Origin of the sequence: Actinosynnema sp. CA-299493, from assembly GCF_050946825.1 — a bacterium.
GTDB lineage: Bacteria > Actinomycetota > Actinomycetes > Mycobacteriales > Pseudonocardiaceae > Actinosynnema.
Genome location: NZ_CP191993.1, coordinates 810,879 through 827,463 on the forward strand (window position 1 = coordinate 810,879; position 16,585 = coordinate 827,463).

Here is a 16,585-nt window from a genome sequence, read left to right on the forward strand (position 1 = left end):
ATCAGCGGAAACCTGGGCGGTCAGACCGCCGCGCGCAGCTCCGCGACGGCCTCCCGCAGCCGGTCCGGCGTCAACGCCGCGTACCCGAGCACCAGCCCGGGGAACGTCGGCGTGCGCGCGTACCGGGCCAACGCCGGCGCGTTCACCCCGCGCCGCGCCAGCCGCTCCTGCAACGCCACGTCGTCCGTCCCGGCGGGCAGCCGCACGACCACGTGCAACCCGGCCGCCACCCCGATCGGCTCCCACTCCGGCAGCACGGCCCGCAACGACCCCACCAGCGCGTCCCGCCGCGCCCGGTACAGCTGGCGCGTGCGCCGCAGGTGCCGGTCGTACCCGCCGCCGCCGAGCAGCCGGGCCAACGCCGCCTGGTGCAACGTCCCCGTGCCGAGGTCGTCCAACCGCTTGCGGTCCACCACGACGTCGCGCAACGCCGCCGGCAGCACCAGCCACCCCAGCCGCAACGCGGGCGCGAGCACCTTGCTCGCACTGCCCTGGTACACCACCCGCGTCGGGTCGAGCGCCTGCATCGCGCCCAACGCCGGCCGGTCGTAGCGGTGCTCGGCGTCGTAGTCGTCCTCCACCACCAACCCGTCGCACGCGCGCGCCCACTCCAACAGCGCGCGCCGACGCTCCGGGTGCAGCACGACGCCCAACGGGAACTGGTGCGCCGCCGTGACGAACACCGCCCGGCAGTCCGTCGCGGCCAGCACGTCGACGCGCAGCCCGTCGGAGTCGACCGGGATCGGCCGGATCGCCAGGCCGTGCGACGCCAGCATCTCCGACGCGCCGAAGTGGCTCGGCTCCTCGACGGCCACGCTGCGGTGCCCGGCCGCGCGCAGAACCCTGCCCAGCAAGGAGATCCCCTCCGCCGCGCCGTTCGTCACGACCACTTCGGACGGTCGCGCCGCCACCGCGCGCACCCGGCCCAGGTAGTCCGCCAGCTCACGCCGCAGCGGCGCGAAACCGGCCGGGTCGGGGTAGCCCAGGTCGTCGGTGGACAGGTCCGCCAACGCCGACTTCTGCGCCTGCGACCACTCGTCACGGGGGAACGCGCTCAACGCGGGCACGCCGGGCTTCAGGTCGTACCGGAACCTCGGCGCGGGCTCGGTGTCGGGGGCGGCGGCGCCCGGCCACGTGGAGGTGGCCGTCACGGTGGTGCCCGAGCCGCGCCGCGCGGTCAGGTAGCCCTCGCCGATGAGCTGCGCGTACGCGGACGTGACCGTGCCGCGGGCGACGCCGAGCTGGGCGGCCAGGTCGCGGCTGGAGGGCAGGCGGGTGCCCGGTGCGAGCCGCCCGTCCCGCACCGCGCGGCGCAGCTCGGACTCCACCGCGCGCCTGCCGTTCGTCGGGGCGGGGAGGAGGAGGAGCTCGCGGTAAGTGGTCCAGTTGATGGGCATCGAAGTGGAGCTTAATCCTGGACCACTGGTCGCGAAGAGTCCTCGCCATGGGAAATGGCAGAACCGCGATCGCGGCGGGTGCGTTGTCGTCGGTGATCGTGGGCGCGTCCGTGCCGGTGACGGGCATGCTCCAGGCATATCCGCTGCTCACGGGGCAGGCGATGCGGTACGCGCTGGGCGGGGTGGTGCTGCTCGGGTGGATCCGGGCGCGGGGTGGGCGGCTGCCCGTGCCGGGGCGGCGGGACTGGCCGGCGCTGATCGGCTTGGTGGCGACCGGGATGCTCGGGTTCACCGCGTGCGTGCTGTACGCGCAGCGGTACGCCGAGCCGGGGTTCGTCGCGGCCGTTCTCGGGGCGAGTCCGCTGGTGCTGGCGCTGGTCGCGCCGTTGCTGGCGGGGCGGAAGCCGGCCGTGGCGGCGGTGGTGGGCGCGGTGGCCGTGGTCGGCGGGGTGGTGGTGCTGTCGGGTGGTGGGTCGTGGCACGGGCCGGGGCTGCTGCTGGCGTTGTTGACGATGGCGGGCGAGGCGTCGTTCACGCTGTTCGCGGTGGGGGTGGTGCGGCGGTTGGGCGGGTTGGCGGTGGCGACGTGGTGCTGCCTGGTCGCGGCCGTGGTCGGCGGGGTGGTGGGGACGTTCGTCGGCGGGTGGCAGGTGCCGACGGTGCGCGAGGGCGTGGCGCTGGTGGTGCTGGGGGTCGTGCTGACGGCGGTGGCCTTCGGGCTCTGGTACTTCGCCGTGGCGCGGTTGGGCGCGGACCGGGCCGGGGTGCTGATCGGGTTGATGCCGGTGGCCGGGCTGGTGGCCTCGGTGGCGTTGGGCGCGCAGGCGTTGACCGCGGTGGCGTTGGCCGGGGCGGTCGCGGTGGCGGTGGGGTGCGTGATCGGGCTGCGGGGGCGGGCGGCCGACGTCGACCGCCCGCCCCTGGTCGAGCCGAACGCCCGGGTTGCGCGTTCCGAGCGTTGAACTCGGGTGTCCTGAACGTAGGACACGCGCGTTGTGGAGGTAGGACTCTCGGGGGTCAGTGGGGGTTGGCCATGCGGAGGACGTCCAGGGCGCGGTCCAGGTCGGCTTCGGAGAGCTTCGAGGGGACGTGGCCGCGCTCCAGGACGACCTCGCGGATGGTCTTGCGCTCGCGCAGGGACTGCTTGGCGATGGAGGCGGCCTCCTCGTAGCCCAGGTAGCGGTTGAGGGGGGTGACGATGGACGGTGACGACTCGGCGTACTCGCGCATCCGGTCGACCTGCGGTTCGGCCCCGGTCAGGACCTTGTCGGCCAGCAGCCGGGCGACGGCCGCCAGCAGGCGGGACGACTCCAGGACGTTGCGGGCGATCACGGGCAGCATCACGTTGAGCTGGAAGTTGCCCTGCGACCCGGCGAACGCCACCGCCGCGTCGTTGCCGATGACCTGCGCGACCACCATCATCGTGGCCTCGGAGATCACCGGGTTCACCTTGCCCGGCATGATCGACGAGCCCGGCTGGAGGTCCGGCAGCGCCAGCTCGCCCAGCCCGGTGCGCGGTCCCGAACCCAGCCACCGCAGGTCGTTCGCGATCTTGTAGAGCCCCACGGCGGTGGCCCGCAGCTGCCCGGAGATCTCCACCACGCCGTCCTGCGTGGCCTGCGCCTCGAAGTGGTCGCGGGCCTCGGTCAGCGGCAGGCCGGTGACCGAGGCCAGCTCCGCCGCGACGGCGGCGCCGAAGCCGGCGGGCGCGTTCAGGCCGCTGCCCACCGCCGTGCCGCCGATCGGCAGCTCGGCCAACCGGGGCAGCGACGAGGTGAGGCGCTCGACGCCGTAGCGGACCTGGGTCGCCCACGCGCCCGCCTCCTGGCCCAAGGTGATCGGCACGGCGTCCATCAGGTGCGTCCGGCCCGACTTCACCAGGGACGTCCAGTCGGCGGCGCGGGCGTCCAGCACCGAGAGCAGGTGCTCCAGGGCCGGCACGACGTCACGCGCCACCGCCTCCGTCGCCGCGACCCGCAGCGTGGTCGGGAACGTGTCGTTGGACGACTGCGACGCGTTGACGTGGTCGTTCGGGTGCACGTCACGGCCCAGCGCGCGGGTGGCCAGGGTGGCGATGACCTCGTTGGCGTTCATGTTCGACGACGTGCCGGAGCCGGTCTGGAACACGTCCACCGGGAAGTGCGCGTCGTGCTCGCCCGCCGCGACGGCGTCGGCGGCCGAGGCGATGGCCGCGGCGACTTCGGGTTCCAGCACCCCCAACCGCTCGTTCACCCGCGCGGCGGCGGCCTTGAGCAGGCCCAGCGCGCGGATCTGGGCGCGTTCCAGGCCGCGCCCCGAGATGGGGAAGTTCTCCACCGCGCGCTGCGTCTGCGCACGCCACAGCGCGTCCGCCGGCACCCTGACCTCGCCCATGGTGTCGTGCTCGACGCGGTACTCCTGTTCAGCCATGCACCCGAGTTTGTCGCGCCTTGCCGTGTTCGGCCCGAGAAGGTGGGAAGAGTGGCCTGGAACACCTATGGTCGAGGGATGGAGCTTGAGGTCGACCTGCTGATCGTCGGTGCGGGCCCCACCGGCCTGTTCGCGGCGTACTACGCGGGGTTCCGGGACCTGTCGGTCGCGCTGGTCGACGCGCTGCCCGAGGCGGGCGGGCAGATCACCGCGATGTACCCGGAGAAGATGATCTTCGACGTGGCCGGGTTCCCGGCGGTGCGCGGGCGCGAGCTGGTGACCGCGCTCGTGCAGCAGGCGGACCAGTGGCAGCCGACCTACCTGCTCGGCAGGCAGGCCCGCACACTGTCCGAAGTGGACGATTCGGGTGGGGGCGGTCGGCTGGTGGTCGGGCTGGCCGACGGCGGCGTGGTGCGCGCCGGCGCGGTGCTGATCACGGCGGGCATCGGCGAGTTCCGGCCGCGCCCGCTGCCCGCGGGCGACGGCTGGCTGGACCGGGGCGTGGTGCACTTCGTGCCCAAGCTCAACGTCCACACCGGGCAGGACGTGGTGGTCGTCGGCGGTGGTGACTCGGCGTTCGACTGGGCGCTGGCGCTGCACCCGATCGCGGCCAGCGTCACGCTGGTGCACCGGCGGGCGACGTTCCGGGCGCACCCGCCCACCGTGCGGCAGGTCCGCGACCTGGGCGTGGAGATCATCACCGACGCCGAGGTGCTGGAGCTGCGCGGCGCGCCGGACCTGGCCGAGGTGGAGCTGGGGCTCAAGGGCGGCGACCGCAAGGTGCTGCCCGCGCAGTCCGTGGTCGCGGCGCTGGGCTTCACCGCCGACCTCGGCCCGATCGAGTCGTGGGGCGTGGAGCTGGACCACCGGGCGGTGCTGGTGGACAGCACCATGCGCACCGCCCGGGACCGCGTCTACGCGGCGGGTGACGTCGCCCAGTACCCCGGCAAGGTCAAGCTGATCGCCACCGGGTTCGGCGAGGCCGCCACCGCGGTCAACAACATCGCCGTGCTGCTCAACCCGGGAGCGCACCTGTTCCCGGGCCATTCGAGCAACGCGGGTTAGGGCACCACCTGGACCTGCTCACCGGGGAACAGGTTGTCGTAGAACACCAGCGACTCCCGCGCGCCCAGTCGGACGCAGCCGTGCGACCGGAGGGTGGTGTCGCCCTGGTGGAACGCGATGCCGTCCGTGGTGAAGTACACCGCGTTCGGCATCGGTCCGTTGTAGGGCACGCTCCAGTCGTCCTTCACCTTGCGCAGCACGGGATAGGTGCCGACCGGGGTCTCGTAGCCGGGCATCCCGTGGGACACCGGGACGGGGCCGTAGCTGGCGCTCCCGTCGTAGATCAGCCACGCCTGGTTGGTGGACAGCTGCACGCACGCGCCGTTCGGTACGGAGCACGGCGTGCCGGTGGAAGCGGAAGCGGGTGTCGCGAGGCCGAAGGTCAGGGCCGCCGCGGCTATCGCCGTCGTGCCGAGCGTCTTCCTCATCGCTATCACTCCTCGGTGTCAGGATTACCCACCGAGGAGTGATCCGACACACCGCGTTACGCAACCACCTGGACCTGGTCACCCACCTGGAGGGTGTGGAAGTACTTCGCCGCCGCTTCACGTGCCAGGTGGATGCAGCCGTGGGACTCGTCGGTGAGGCTGCCCTCGTGGAACGCGATGCCGTTGCTCACGAAGTACGTCGAGTACGGCATCTCGGCCATGCCGAAGTCGCGGCTGTGGTCGAGCTCGACCTTCCACAGCACCGAGTGGTAGCCGACGGGCGTCTCGTAGCCGGGTCGCCCGGACGTCGTCGGCACCGGCCCGTAGTCGACCTTGCCCCCGCTGATCAGCCACGACTCGTTGGTCGACAACCGCACGCACGCCCCCTCGGTGATGTCGCACGGCGTGCCGGCCACGGTCACCGGCGGTGGCGGCGGCGCGGGCTGCGGGTCCGGGGTCCTGGTGGTCTCCTCCGCCGGGACGGCGACCGGGGCGTCCGGTGTGGACGGGTCGGCCGGCGTGGACGGGGCCGTCGACCCCGACGTCGGCGCGGCCGGAGCGGAAGAAGTGGAAGAAGAAGGGGACGTGGCCGGGCCGGAAGCCTCGGACGTCCCACAAGCCGTTGCCAGCAAAGCGATTGCCACCAGTGCTGCTCTGCGCATCTCGCGCACCCCCCGGAAATCGTGCTGTGTGCTGATCCTGGAGACGCCGTGCTGCGGGCCCTGGTTGCAAGCCCTTCGGTAACGAATGGGAAAGGGCCGCCCCACCCGGAGGAGGGACGGCCCTTCGAACGCGACCGAACGGCCTAGACCGCGCCCGCGTACTGGCTGATCCACGAGCGGAACGCCGGCACGTCCATGTAGATCGACGGCGCGGTGGCGCAGGTGGAGCTGTTGTTGCCCGCGCGGCTCGTGGCGCCGATCAGCTGCCACACCCCGTTCACGGACTTGACCTGCGGGCCACCCGAGTCGCCGTAGCAGGCGCCCGCGTTGCCGTTCGGGTTGTTCGTGCAGATCTCGTAGGAGCCGTAGATCCCCAGGCAGCTGCCGTCCGACACGATCGACGTGTTCAGCTCCTGGAGGATCGTCGGCGCGCCGCAGCCACCGCGCGGGGCGCACGTCTGGCCCCACCCGATGATGCGGGTGGCCGTGCCGACCGCGCCCGACGTCGACGCCACCGCGATCGGCGTCTGGCCCACCGAGGTGGACAGGCGCACGAGCGCGATGTCGTACGACGAGTTGGTCACGATCTGCGCGCCGGTCGCGACCGTGCCGCCGCTGGTGCGGTTGGTCGTGCCGATGCGGGCCCGGATCGAGGACGCCGACCGGCCCTGCACGCAGTGCTTGGCCGTGACGACCCAGTTGGCCTTGATCAGCGAGCCGCCGCAGAAGTGGCTGCCCGTGGTGCTCTGCAGGGAGACCATCCACGAGTAGGTCTGCGTGGCGTTGCCGCCGCCCACGATGAACGGGGTGACGCCGTCGGTCGCCGGGGCCGCCGCCGCCCCGGCCGCCGATGCGAGAGCCGCGCCGACCGCCACCGCGAAGGCGGTGAACAGGGTACGAACCTTCATCGCTTCCTCTCCGTCCCCGGCGCAGGGTGCTCGGGGACGGATCGGAAACTAGGGATGAACGCGACGTGATCGCCACAGCCGATCGGCCGGTAACGCTCGGTTGACCGTTGCCGGCTCTCGGTGGCGACCGTCCGACCGCGGGCCGGAGAACCGGTCAAGAGAGGCCGGAAACGGTCGGGGGAGCGGTCAAGAGCGACAGGGGTGCGGCTAGGGGAGCGGCGGCAGGGCGTCCTGGCCGGTGACCGGGATGTCGAAGTCGACCGACGAGTACTCGCGCAGCTTGGTCAGCCGGTGGAAGCCGTCGATCATCCGCACCGTGCCGGACTTCGAGCGCATCACGATCGACTGGGTCGTGCAGCCGCCCGCCCGGTAGTGCACGCCGCGCACCAGGTCGCCGTCCGTCACGCCGGTCGCGCAGAAGAAGACGTTGTCGCCGCGCACCAGGTCGTCGGTCAGCAGCACGCGGTCCAGGTCGTGGCCCGCGTCCAGCGCCTTGCGCCGCTCCTCGTCGTCCTTGGGCCACAGCTTGGCCTGGATCGCGCCGCCCATGCACTTCAGCGCCGCCGCCGCGATGATCCCCTCCGGCGTGCCGCCGATGCCGACCAGCAGGTCGATGCCGGTGTTCGGCCGGGCCGCCGAGATCGCGCCCGCCACGTCGCCGTCGGAGATGAAGTGGATCCGGGCCCCGGCCGCGCGCACCTCGCTGACCAGCGACTCGTGCCGCGGCCGGTCCAGCAGGCACACCGTCACGTCGGAGACGTCGCTGTGCTTGGCCTTCGCCACCCGGCGGATGTTCTCCGCGATCGGCGCGGTGATGTCGATGACGTCCGCCGCCTCCGGTCCGGTGGCGAGCTTCTCCATGTAGAACACGGCCGACGGGTCGAACATCGCACCGCGCTCGGCCACCGCGAGCACCGCGAGGGCGTTCGGCATGCCCTTGGCCATCAACGTGGTGCCGTCGATCGGGTCGACCGCCACGTCGCACTCGGGGCCGTTGCCGTCGCCGACCTCCTCGCCGTTGAACAGCATGGGCGCCTCGTCCTTCTCGCCCTCGCCGATCACGACCACGCCGCGCATGGACACGGTGCCGATCAGCTTGCGCATGGCGTCCACCGCCGCGCCGTCGCCGCCGTTCTTGTCGCCGCGCCCCACCCAGCGCCCGGCGGCCATCGCGGCCGCCTCGGTGACCCGGACGAGCTCCAGCGCGAGGTTCCGGTCGGGTGCCTCGCGACGGCGCTCGGACGGGCTGCTGCCTGTGACCATGGGGGTTCCTCCTGCGACTGCGATTACCGGCCGGTAGACCAATCCTCGCACGTCATCACGCCTCGGCCACGTCCTCCTCGGTCACACTGAGTGCTTGATCGATCCGCTCCCGGGCGCCCGCGAGCCGCCGCTCGCACGTCTTCGCCAAGGCCTCGCCGCGTTCCCACAGCGCCAGCGACTCCTCCAGCGACAGTCCTCCCGCCTCCAGCCTGCGGACCACCTCCACCAACTCGTCCCTGGCCTGCTCGTAGCCCGGCTCGCTCACGTGGACAACTTCCCCAATCGGTTCTGGACGTGCACCACGACGGTCGCGACCGCCTGGTCGTACCCGATGAACGCCTCGGCGAACTCCGCGCCGTCGCCTTCGCGCACGGCGTCGTCGATGCGGTGCTCGGCGTCGACGACGCGCCTGCGGTGCACCGAGCCGTGGCCCAGCCACCACCGCATCCCGGCGTAGCCGGAGGTCGCCTCGGACAGGTCGTGTAACCGGTTGATCAACGTCTGCCTGCCCGACGTGCAGCCGGCCACCAGGGCCAGCCAGCAGTCGGCGGCGGCCTGGTCGGCCGACACGGCGCGGCTGCGCACGGCGCCGGCGCCTTCGTCGTCGGCCTCGCCCGCGGCGGCCACCGTCAAGGGCAGGAACGTGGGCTCACGTGCGGGGTTCGGCACCACCGCCTCCTTCTCGGGCCGCCTTGCCGTCTCCGCCGGGGGGCTCCTCGCCGTCCCCTCCGGAGGTGACGACCGCGTGCACCGCGCCGTCGGCCACGCGCACCCTCAGCCGGGTGCCCGCGGGAGCTTGGGAGGTCGAGCGGAGCACGCCGTCGACCCCGTCGGGGGTGACCAGTTGGACCACCGCGTAACCCCGCGCCAGCGTGGCGGCAGGGCCGAGGGTCGTCAAGCGCGCCGTGGTGGCGACCAGGCCGGAGGTCTCCGCGTCGAGGCGGTTGCGCACCGCGCGCCGGGCGCGTTCGCGCAACCGGTCCACGTCCTCCGCCCGCCGGTCCAGCGGGCCGTGCGGGTCGGCGAGCGCGGGCCGCGTGCGCAGCGCCGCGAGCAGCTTCCGCTCCCGGTCCACCCAGCCGTGCAGGGCGCGCCTGCTGCGGTCGCGCAGCTGGCGGATCCGCTCGCCCTCCTCCGCGACGTCCGGCACCACCCGCTTGCCCGCGTCGGTCGGCGTGGAGCACCGGAGGTCGGCCACGTGGTCCACCAGCGGGGTGTCCGGCTCGTGCCCGATCGCGGACAGCACCGGCGTGCGGCACTGCGCCACCGCCCGGCACAGCGCCTCGTCCGAGAACGGCAGCAGGTCCTCCACGCTGCCGCCGCCGCGGGCCAGCACGATGACGTCCACCTCGGCGTCGCGGTCCAGGGTGGACAGCGCGGTGAGGATCTGCGGCACCGCCAGCGCGCCCTGCACCGCGACGTTGACCACCCGGAACCGGGCGCCCGGCCAGCGGGCGTGCGCGTTGGTCAGCACGTCCCGCTCGGCGGCCGACGCGCGTCCCGTCACGAGGCCGATCTTGTTCGGCAGGAACGGCGGCTTGCGCTTGCGCCGGGGGTCGAAGAGGCCCTCGGCGCCGAGGAGCTTGCGCAGCCGTTCGATCCGGGCCAGCAGCTCGCCGATGCCGACCTGCCGGATCTCGTCCACGCGCAGGCTCAGGGTGCCCCGGTTCGGGAAGAAGTTGGGCTTGCCGTGCACCACCACGCGGCTGCCCTCGGACAGCTGCAACTCGCGCACCATGCCCACGGGCGCGGTCAGCTGCATCGACATGTCCACGGACGGGTCGCGCAGGGTGAGGAACGCCGTCGCCGTGCCCGGGCGCGCGCTCAGCTGGGTGACCTGGCCCTCCACCCACACGTCGCCGAGCCGGTTGATCCAGTCGAAGATCTTGCGCGCGACCGTGCGAACCGGCCACGGGTTCTCGGGGCTCGACCTTTCGTCCGGGGACCTCTCGGTGCTCGTCCTCTCGGCGTTCACTGGTTCTCGAGGTTCGCGATGCGGCGGGTGAGCATGCCGGTGAACTCGGGGCGCGCGGCGTGCGTGCGCTCGTGCGCCAGCAGCTCTTCGAGGTCCTCGGCGGTCAGGGTGCGCAGACGTGCCCTGAGCTGCGCCAACGACAGCTCGTCGTAGTTCGGCAGCACGGCGGGCGGCTCGGCGGCCAGGGCCTGCTCCTCCACCGACCACGGGTCGTCGGCGTCGAGTTCGGCGTCGAGGTCGGGGCCCGCGTCGGGACCGGCCCCGGCGCCCGCGCCGGCCGGCGGGGTCGCGACGTCCTCGTCCTCGTCGAACGTCGCCCACCCGGGTTCCTGCTCCACCGGCCGCAGCACCGACAGCGCGTCGTCACCCTTGATTGCGAGTTCCGTCACCCGCTGCTGGAGCCGCATGGACAGCTGCAGGGCCTCACTGACCACGGTGACCGGGAGGCCCACGAGTTGCCCCGGCAGCTTCCGGGCCTGCTCGACGGCGGTGACCGCCAGTCCCGCGGCGAGGCGGACGGTCAGGGGCAGTGGCTTCATGCCCTACAGCCTGCCGCAGTCGGCCGTCGGATGCCTACATCCGGCACGCCGTACCCTGGTGGTCATGGACAAGCGAGTGCTCCTGGCCAAGCCGCGTGGCTACTGCGCCGGTGTGGACCGTGCCGTCGTGACCGTGGAGAAGGCGCTGGAGCAGTACGGCGCGCCGGTCTACGTGCGCAAGGAGATCGTCCACAACAAGCACGTCGTGGAGACCCTGTCCCGGCGCGGCGCGATCTTCGTCGACGAGACCGACGAGGTGCCCGAGGGCGCGCTCGTGGTGTTCTCGGCGCACGGCGTGTCGCCCGCCGTGCACGAGGAGGCCGCCTCGCGGCAGCTGCGCACGATCGACGCCACCTGCCCGTTGGTGACCAAGGTCCACAACGAGGCCAAGCGGTTCGCCCGCGAGGACTACGACATCCTGCTCATCGGCCACGAAGGACACGAGGAGGTCGAGGGCACGTACGGCGAGGCGCCCTCGCACATCCAGCTCGTGGACACCGCCGAGGACGTCGACAAGGTCGTGGTGCGCGATCCGTCCAAGGTGGTCTGGCTCTCGCAGACCACGCTGTCGGTGGACGAGACGATGGTGCGGGTGCGGCAGTTGCAGGACCGGTTCCCGGACCTCCAGGAGCCCCCGTCGGACGACATCTGCTACGCGACGTCCAACCGGCAGACCGCGGTGAAGACGATGGCGCCGGAGTGCGACCTGGTGCTGGTGGTCGGGTCGAAGAACTCGTCCAACTCGGTGCGGCTGGTCGAGGTGGCGCTGCAGGCGGGCGCGCGGGCGTCGTACCTGATCGACTACGCGAACGAGGTCGACCTCGCGTGGTTGGAGGGCGTCGCGACGGTCGGCGTGACGTCGGGCGCGTCGGTGCCGGACATCCTGGTGATGGAGCTGCTGGAGTTCCTGGCGACGCACGGGTACGGCGACGTCGAGGAGATCACCACGGCGAACGAGAAGATCGCCTTCGCCCTGCCGCGCGAACTGCGCAAGGACATGGTCCGCTAGCACGCCCCTGACGTGCCGAAACGCCCCACGCCGGTCATGGCGGGGGCGCTTCGCGGTTCTGCGGTTCGTCAGGCCGCGCCGTCGAACCCGCCGTTCTTGGCGGTGGTGACGAACGCGGCCATCGTGCCGGGCGCGAACGTCAGGATCGGGCTCTTTTCGCCCAGCTTGCTGTCACGGACGCCGACGACGACCGTCGAGGCGCTGGTGCCAACCTCGACGCAGTCCCCGTTGGTCGCCGACCGGGATGACTTCCGCCATGACCAGGTGCTCATCTCAACTCCTCGCGAGCCTCGTTGATCATCGACGCCGAGTCCGATTCGGGGAGCGCCAGCTCCAGCAGCCGGCCGGCAACGGCGGCGTACTCGTCGATCTCCTCAGTATCGTCCCTGTACCGACCACCGATTCGATCTTCGACGTAGACGACGCCCGGATCACGTTCGATCGGGAACTCCAAGATCGTGAACGACCCGTGCAGAGCCGGGTGCACGCCCACGCTGTAAGGCAGCACCCGGACTGTGATGTTCGGGCGCTCGGCGGCTGTCAGCAGGTGGTCCAGCTGTAGGCCGAGCACCCCCGGGCCGCCGATCCGCCTGTGCAGGACGGCTTGGTCGATCACAGCCGCCAGCTCCAGCGGCGACTCGTCCCGGTTGAGCGCGTCCTGTCGTCGCATTCGCAGGTCGAGCCTGCGCTGAACCTCCGAGTCGGGCAGGCCCACTTCGTGGCCGCGAAACAACGCCTCGGCATAGGGCCGGCACTGGAGAATGCCCTTGAAGGTCATGGCGTCGTAAGTGATGAGCCGGCTCGCGCCCTGCTCCAGGCCGAGGTAGAGGTCGAAGCCCGGTGGGAGGGTCATCGACTCGTCCCACTCGAAGACGGGCGCGGCGGTGCGGGCCTGCACGATCAGCTCCCGGAAGCCGGAGACCAGGTCGTCCGCGCCGTAGAACGGCAGCAGCAGCTCGACGTCGGTCAGCTTCGGCAGGTTCCGGCCCGATTCGAAGTGCGTGATGCGGGACTTCGACGTGTCCAGCCGCTTCCCGGCGTCGAGTTGGCTCTTGCCCGCGATCTCGCGGAGGCGTCGCAGCTCGAACGCGATGTAGCGGCGGAGCACCGTGGGCGTGGTCGAGAGCGCCACGAGAGATCCCTTCACCCGATCGTAGGTCTAGACAGTAGTCGGTTACACAGTAATCTCGTCCATGACGATGAGTAACTGTGTAACTGCGCTGAGCAAGATTCCCACACGAGGAGTTGATCAGGTGAGCTGGGTGTCGGACGGCGTTGTGACGAGTCTCGGGCTGCGGCTGGAGGCGGGGGTTCCGGTACGCCTGCGCGGAAGCCTGGACAAGACGGCGTTCCTGAACTTGGGGGACACGATCGAGATCGTCCTGGAGCGGGAGCACGTGGAGGCGTTGCGGGAGCAGACCACAGCCGCGTTGGGTGACATGGTGCGGGCTGAAGCGGCGGAAACGCTGGTGCACGACGCCTTCGACGCCGGGGTGCAGGCACGCAGGGCGGGCGAGCTGGCGTTGGCGCGGGTCGAGGTCGCGCGGCGGGTGGGTGCCGACGAGCAGGCCGAGTGGGCGCACCGGGCGGGACGGGCCGCAATCGAGGCGGCGGAACGGGCATCGAGGGCCGTGCGAGCCGCCGGCGAGGCGATCGACTTGGCCGACGAAGCTGCCGAGGATGCCGTGCGGGCGGCCGATGCGGTGAAGGCCGCCGGGCAGCTCGCCGGGAAGAGCGAAGAGCCGGCGTTGACCTGAAGATCGAAATGTCCTCGCGGCGATCGGAGCCCGGCCAGGGCCGCCACCCCGATCGGCGCGACAGCGGCTCTCAGCCCCGGTCGTAGCGGTGGTCGGGCGGGCTCGGCGGCCACGCCACGATCGCGTCCTTGTACCAGATCGGGTCGCAGACACCCGTCTCACCGCACTTCTTCGCCCGCTCCCGCCAGCCGGCCATCGCCAGCAGCCCGGCCTTATCGCCGCGCGACAGCACCTGGTTCCAGCTGGTGACGTCGTCCACGGTCCGCCCGCCCATCAGCGCGTACTGGCCCTGGAACTCGGCGAAGTAGTGGTTGAGCCCCATGTGGTGGCCGAACTCGTGCATCACCTTGAGCGCGATCTGGTAGCGGGACTCCCGGTCGCCGGCCAGGCTGCCCTCGACCAGGTCGGTCCACTGCGGCAGGTGCGCGAAGCTGATGTTGCCGCCGGTGAGGGCCACGCCCCGCCGGTCGAGGGTGGTGCCGGGGTAGGCGATCCCGACGGCGCCGGTCAGCTGCGGGTCGAAGGTGATGCTGATCTGGTGGGCCGGCCTCGGCGTGGTCAGGTAGGACTCGCCGTCGTAGTCGAGGTACTCCAGCCGCCCGCCGACCCATTTGTTGGTCTCCAGGACCATGGTGGAGAGCACCTCGTCGAAGCCCTCCAACCACCGCTCCTCCCGCGCCAGCCGCGGGTCGTTCTCGGGCAGGCCGCGACGGTTGCGGTAGAGCTTGACCGTGTAGTGGTCCACCAGCTCGTAATAGGCGGGATTGGCCAGGCCGCGGTACTGGGTGAGGTTGAACCCGTACTGGTTGCGCTGGTCCCGCGCGTCACCGGGGTAGGGGTCGACCAGCATCTTGTCGGGCTGGTAGGGCGTGCGCCCGAGGCTCGGGTCGTACGGTGGCACGGCGGCCGAGGCGGGCGTGGTCAGCACCGCCGACGCCAGCACCGCCGCGAGGGCGGCCACACCGAGGCGCGCCCGGCCGGGAATTGTGCGCATGGGTTTCTCCATTCGCGATTCGTGCGCGTCGAACGACCGCGCGGAAAGCCGAAAAGGCGTCCGGGTGACGGGGCGGCGGCGCGATTGCCCGGGTCAACCCGCCTGTCGGCGGGAATCGTCCGCGCGTTAGCGGATCGGCGGGTTATTCCATTCCGGCGGGCACGTCGGGGAGTCCCGCGGTGATCGTCGCACGGCGGTACGACAGTCCGGCTCGCGCGTGGCGTTGAGCTGCGCTGATCGTGAACGTGGTTGGCGCGGGCGTGAAGTTCGCGTTTCCTGGGACGATGAGCACCGTGCTGATCGGGGTGGAGAACGTGGCCACCCCCAAGTGGGCCCGTCGTCGCGGTGGGACGTCGGTGAGCTTGGGCAAGGCCCTCAAGAGCCTGCCGTCGGCGGTGTCGATGGTGGTCCGGCTCGCCTGGCGCACCTCGCCCCGGCTCACCGTGCTGGCCGGCGTGGTGCACGTGCTGTCCGGCGGCGTGACCGCGTTCGGGCTGCTCGCCACCGCCGACGTGTTCTCCGCGCTGCTGCGGGACGGGCCGACCCCGCAACGCGTGGTGGAGGCGTTACCCGCGCTGGCGGTGGTGGTCGGGTCGTTCGTGGTCCGCGCGTTGCTCGACACGGCGGTCGCGGCGGTCGAGAGCTCGCTGCGGCCCCGCGTCACGCGTGAGGCGAACGACGAGGTGACGGCGGTCCTGGTGCGCGCCCAGCTCCTCGCGTTCGAGGACGCCGACTTCCGCGAGCTGGCCCGGCAGGGCGGCCGGCGCGGCGTCCGCTCGCTGGAGAGCAGCCTGCGGTACCTGGCGGACCTGCTGTCCGGCGGCATCTCGCTGGTCGCGGCGGTGGTGACGGTCGGGTTCCTCAACCCGTGGCTGGCGCCGGCGCTGCTGCTGGCCGCGTTCGCGAACGCCTGGGCGTCGGCGCGGGCGTCCAAGCTGCGCTACGAGCACTTCCTCGACTCGGTGACCCGCAACACCCGCAAGGGCGTGGTGGAGGAGGTCGCCACCGAGCGCGACTTCGCGCTGGAGCGGCACGCCCTGACGTTGCAGGAACAGCTGCTCGGCGAGCACCGGCGCATCTCGGACAGCCTCATGGCCGACGAGATCCGGATGGCGCACCGCACGAACGTGGTGCGGTTGACCGGACGCGCGCTGGCCGGCGTCGGCACCGCCATCGCCTACGTCGTGCTGGGCTTCCTGCTGCACACCGGCGGCATGGAGCTGGCGCTGGCGGGCACGGCGGTGCTGGCCATGCGCACCGGGTTCTCGTCGCTGGCCTCGACGACCCGCGCGGTCAACTCGCTGTACGAGGACTCGTTCTACATCGACTTCTACCGCAAGCTGCTGGTCGAGGGCGCGGAGCGGGCGCAGGGCAGCACGTCGGTCAAGGCGCCGGAGGACCCGGAGAACATCACGCTCACGGACGTCTCGTTCACCTACCCGGGCGCGCCGAAGCCCGCGTTGCGCGAGGTGAACCTGACCGTGGCCAGGGGCGAGGTCGTCGCGCTGGTGGGGGAGAACGGGTCGGGCAAGACGACGCTGGGCAAGGTGCTGACCGGCCTGTACCCGGCGTCGTCGGGCACGGTCGCGTGGGACGGCGTCGACCTGGCCGAAGCCGACCCGCACTCGGTGCACTCGTCCATCGCGGTGATCGCGCAGGACCCGGCGCAGTGGCCGATGACCGCGCGGCACAACGTGACGGTCGGGCGGCTGGAGCGCGAGGACGACGAGGCGTGGCAGGAGGCGGTGGCCAAGTCGGGCGCGGACGAGGTGCTGGCGAGCCTGCCCGCCGGGCCGGACACGGTGCTGTCGCGGCAGTTCAACGACGGGCAGGACCTGTCCGGCGGGCAGTGGCAGCGGATGGGCATCGCGCGCGGCATGTACCGGGACGCGGCGGTGCTGGTGGCCGACGAGCCGACGGCCGCGCTGGACGCCAAGGCCGAGGCGAGGGTGTTCGAGGGCCTGCGCGAGGCGACCGCGCGGCGCACCACGATCCTGGTGACGCACCGGCTGGCGAACATCCGCAACGCCGACCGGATCGTCGTGCTCGACCAGGGCCGGATCATCGAGCAGGGCACGCACGAGCAGCTGATGGCGTTGCGCGGGCACTACTTCGAGCTGTTCGAGCTCCAGGCCTCCGCGTACCGGGGCGGCCTGCTCGCGTCCTAGCCCGGGGCGGC

At 71.9% G+C, this 16,585-nt stretch carries 18 protein-coding genes; 5 read left to right on the forward strand and 13 right to left on the reverse strand.

Translation table 11 applies throughout. The features are described from left to right. Positions 1-20: 20 nt before the first annotated feature. Positions 21-1,397 (reverse strand): MocR-like pyridoxine biosynthesis transcription factor PdxR, encoded by a 1,377-nt coding sequence (gene pdxR / locus ACQPYE_RS04045; RefSeq protein WP_498719189.1) that lies wholly within the window; start codon positions 1,395-1,397, stop codon positions 21-23. Positions 1,398-1,444: 47 nt separating this feature from the next. Between pdxR and ACQPYE_RS04050 the strand changes: the two genes are divergently transcribed. Beyond that, positions 1,445-2,359 (forward strand): DMT family transporter, encoded by a 915-nt coding sequence (locus tag ACQPYE_RS04050; protein WP_498719190.1) that lies wholly within the window; start codon positions 1,445-1,447, stop codon positions 2,357-2,359. A gap of 55 nt (positions 2,360-2,414) precedes the next feature. On the opposite strand, the gene ACQPYE_RS04055 is transcribed toward ACQPYE_RS04050, so the two are convergent. After that, on the reverse strand, positions 2,415-3,806 hold the full coding sequence (locus tag ACQPYE_RS04055) for a class II fumarate hydratase (RefSeq protein WP_498719191.1): 1,392 nt from the start codon (positions 3,804-3,806) through the stop codon (positions 2,415-2,417). A 78-nt stretch (positions 3,807-3,884) separates the two neighbouring features. Between ACQPYE_RS04055 and ACQPYE_RS04060 the strand changes: the two genes are divergently transcribed. Further along, positions 3,885-4,871 (forward strand): NAD(P)/FAD-dependent oxidoreductase, encoded by a 987-nt coding sequence (locus ACQPYE_RS04060; protein ID WP_498719192.1) that lies wholly within the window; start codon positions 3,885-3,887, stop codon positions 4,869-4,871. Here the strand turns inward: ACQPYE_RS04060 and ACQPYE_RS04065 are convergent. From ACQPYE_RS04065 to ACQPYE_RS04100, 8 genes are all read right to left on the reverse strand, one after another. After that, positions 4,868-5,299: a L,D-transpeptidase gene (locus tag ACQPYE_RS04065; protein WP_498719193.1), complete on the reverse strand. Its 432-nt coding sequence runs from the start codon at positions 5,297-5,299 to the stop codon at positions 4,868-4,870. The two genes, ACQPYE_RS04060 and ACQPYE_RS04065, sit on opposite strands and share 4 nt — an antisense overlap. A 56-nt stretch (positions 5,300-5,355) precedes the next feature. Next, positions 5,356-5,943: a L,D-transpeptidase gene (locus tag ACQPYE_RS04070; protein ID WP_498719194.1), complete on the reverse strand. Its 588-nt coding sequence runs from the start codon at positions 5,941-5,943 to the stop codon at positions 5,356-5,358. A 161-nt stretch (positions 5,944-6,104) separates the two neighbouring features. Continuing rightward, positions 6,105-6,869, reverse strand: a complete 765-nt coding sequence (locus tag ACQPYE_RS04075; RefSeq protein ID WP_498719195.1) for a S1 family peptidase — start codon at positions 6,867-6,869, stop codon at positions 6,105-6,107. Between the two features lie 207 nt (positions 6,870-7,076). Beyond that, complete coding sequence (gene glpX, locus ACQPYE_RS04080) at positions 7,077-8,132, reverse strand: class II fructose-bisphosphatase (protein ID WP_498719196.1); 1,056 nt, start codon at positions 8,130-8,132, stop codon at positions 7,077-7,079. 55 nt (positions 8,133-8,187) lie between these two features. Then, positions 8,188-8,397, reverse strand: coding sequence for an exodeoxyribonuclease VII small subunit (locus tag ACQPYE_RS04085; RefSeq protein ID WP_498719197.1), 210 nt, complete (start codon positions 8,395-8,397; stop codon positions 8,188-8,190). Further along, the gene (locus tag ACQPYE_RS04090; RefSeq protein ID WP_498719198.1) at positions 8,394-8,801 is read right to left on the reverse strand and encodes a sugar ABC transporter substrate-binding protein; all 408 of its coding nucleotides are present in this window, start codon (positions 8,799-8,801) and stop codon (positions 8,394-8,396) included. The genes ACQPYE_RS04085 and ACQPYE_RS04090 overlap by 4 nt, the downstream gene beginning before the upstream one ends. Continuing rightward, positions 8,782-10,107 (reverse strand): exodeoxyribonuclease VII large subunit, encoded by a 1,326-nt coding sequence (xseA, locus tag ACQPYE_RS04095; protein WP_498719199.1) that lies wholly within the window; start codon positions 10,105-10,107, stop codon positions 8,782-8,784. Before xseA ends, ACQPYE_RS04090 begins: the two co-directional genes overlap by 20 nt. Continuing rightward, a complete protein-coding gene (locus ACQPYE_RS04100; protein ID WP_498719200.1) occupies positions 10,104-10,646 on the reverse strand; it encodes a lipid droplet-associated protein in 543 nt (180 codons plus the stop codon). Before ACQPYE_RS04100 ends, xseA begins: the two co-directional genes overlap by 4 nt. 64 nt (positions 10,647-10,710) lie before the next feature. Here ACQPYE_RS04100 and ACQPYE_RS04105 point away from each other — a divergent pair, with 64 nt between their 5' ends. After that, positions 10,711-11,655: a 4-hydroxy-3-methylbut-2-enyl diphosphate reductase gene (locus tag ACQPYE_RS04105; RefSeq protein WP_498719201.1), complete on the forward strand. Its 945-nt coding sequence runs from the start codon at positions 10,711-10,713 to the stop codon at positions 11,653-11,655. Between the two features lie 68 nt (positions 11,656-11,723). Here the strand turns inward: ACQPYE_RS04105 and ACQPYE_RS04110 are convergent, their stop codons facing one another. Together ACQPYE_RS04110 and ACQPYE_RS04115 are read right to left on the reverse strand one after the other, a co-directional pair. After that, entirely contained in the window at positions 11,724-11,927 is a 204-nt protein-coding gene (locus tag ACQPYE_RS04110; protein ID WP_498719202.1) for a DUF397 domain-containing protein, read from the reverse strand. After that, positions 11,924-12,787 carry a helix-turn-helix domain-containing protein gene (locus ACQPYE_RS04115; RefSeq protein ID WP_498719203.1) on the reverse strand — a complete coding sequence of 288 codons (864 nt, stop codon included), beginning with the start codon at positions 12,785-12,787 and terminating at the stop codon, positions 11,924-11,926. The genes ACQPYE_RS04110 and ACQPYE_RS04115 overlap by 4 nt, the downstream gene beginning before the upstream one ends. 121 nt (positions 12,788-12,908) lie before the next feature. On the opposite strand from ACQPYE_RS04115, the gene ACQPYE_RS04120 reads away from it, so the two are divergent. After that, entirely contained in the window at positions 12,909-13,412 is a 504-nt protein-coding gene (locus ACQPYE_RS04120) for a hypothetical protein (RefSeq protein WP_498719204.1), read from the forward strand. Between the two features lie 70 nt (positions 13,413-13,482). Here ACQPYE_RS04120 and ACQPYE_RS04125 read toward each other — a convergent pair whose 3' ends face one another. Further along, a complete protein-coding gene (locus ACQPYE_RS04125) occupies positions 13,483-14,406 on the reverse strand; it encodes a hypothetical protein (protein WP_498719205.1) in 924 nt (307 codons plus the stop codon). Positions 14,407-14,690: 284 nt separating this feature from the next. Here ACQPYE_RS04125 and ACQPYE_RS04130 point away from each other — a divergent pair, with 284 nt between their 5' ends. Next, positions 14,691-16,574 carry an ABC transporter ATP-binding protein gene (locus tag ACQPYE_RS04130; RefSeq protein ID WP_498719206.1) on the forward strand — a complete coding sequence of 628 codons (1,884 nt, stop codon included), beginning with the start codon at positions 14,691-14,693 and terminating at the stop codon, positions 16,572-16,574. Positions 16,575-16,585 lie beyond the last annotated feature (11 nt).

Excerpts from the sequence above, each read along its gene's own strand:
- pdxR (WP_498719189.1), bottom strand. The coding sequence starts at position 1,397 with ATGCCCATCAACTGGACCACTTACCGCGAGCTCCTCCTCCTCCCCGCC.
- ACQPYE_RS04050 (WP_498719190.1), top strand. The coding sequence starts at position 1,445 with ATGGGAAATGGCAGAACCGCGATCGCGGCGGGTGCGTTGTCGTCGGTG.
- ACQPYE_RS04055 (WP_498719191.1), bottom strand. The coding sequence starts at position 3,806 with ATGGCTGAACAGGAGTACCGCGTCGAGCACGACACCATGGGCGAGGTC.
- ACQPYE_RS04060 (WP_498719192.1), top strand. The coding sequence starts at position 3,885 with ATGGAGCTTGAGGTCGACCTGCTGATCGTCGGTGCGGGCCCCACCGGC.
- ACQPYE_RS04065 (WP_498719193.1), bottom strand. The coding sequence starts at position 5,299 with ATGAGGAAGACGCTCGGCACGACGGCGATAGCCGCGGCGGCCCTGACC.
- ACQPYE_RS04075 (WP_498719195.1), bottom strand. The coding sequence starts at position 6,869 with ATGAAGGTTCGTACCCTGTTCACCGCCTTCGCGGTGGCGGTCGGCGCG.
- glpX (WP_498719196.1), bottom strand. The coding sequence starts at position 8,132 with ATGGTCACAGGCAGCAGCCCGTCCGAGCGCCGTCGCGAGGCACCCGAC.
- ACQPYE_RS04100 (WP_498719200.1), bottom strand. The coding sequence starts at position 10,646 with ATGAAGCCACTGCCCCTGACCGTCCGCCTCGCCGCGGGACTGGCGGTC.
- ACQPYE_RS04105 (WP_498719201.1), top strand. The coding sequence starts at position 10,711 with ATGGACAAGCGAGTGCTCCTGGCCAAGCCGCGTGGCTACTGCGCCGGT.
- ACQPYE_RS04110 (WP_498719202.1), bottom strand. The coding sequence starts at position 11,927 with ATGAGCACCTGGTCATGGCGGAAGTCATCCCGGTCGGCGACCAACGGG.
- ACQPYE_RS04125 (WP_498719205.1), bottom strand. The coding sequence starts at position 14,406 with ATGCGCACAATTCCCGGCCGGGCGCGCCTCGGTGTGGCCGCCCTCGCG.
- ACQPYE_RS04130 (WP_498719206.1), top strand. The coding sequence starts at position 14,691 with ATGAGCACCGTGCTGATCGGGGTGGAGAACGTGGCCACCCCCAAGTGG.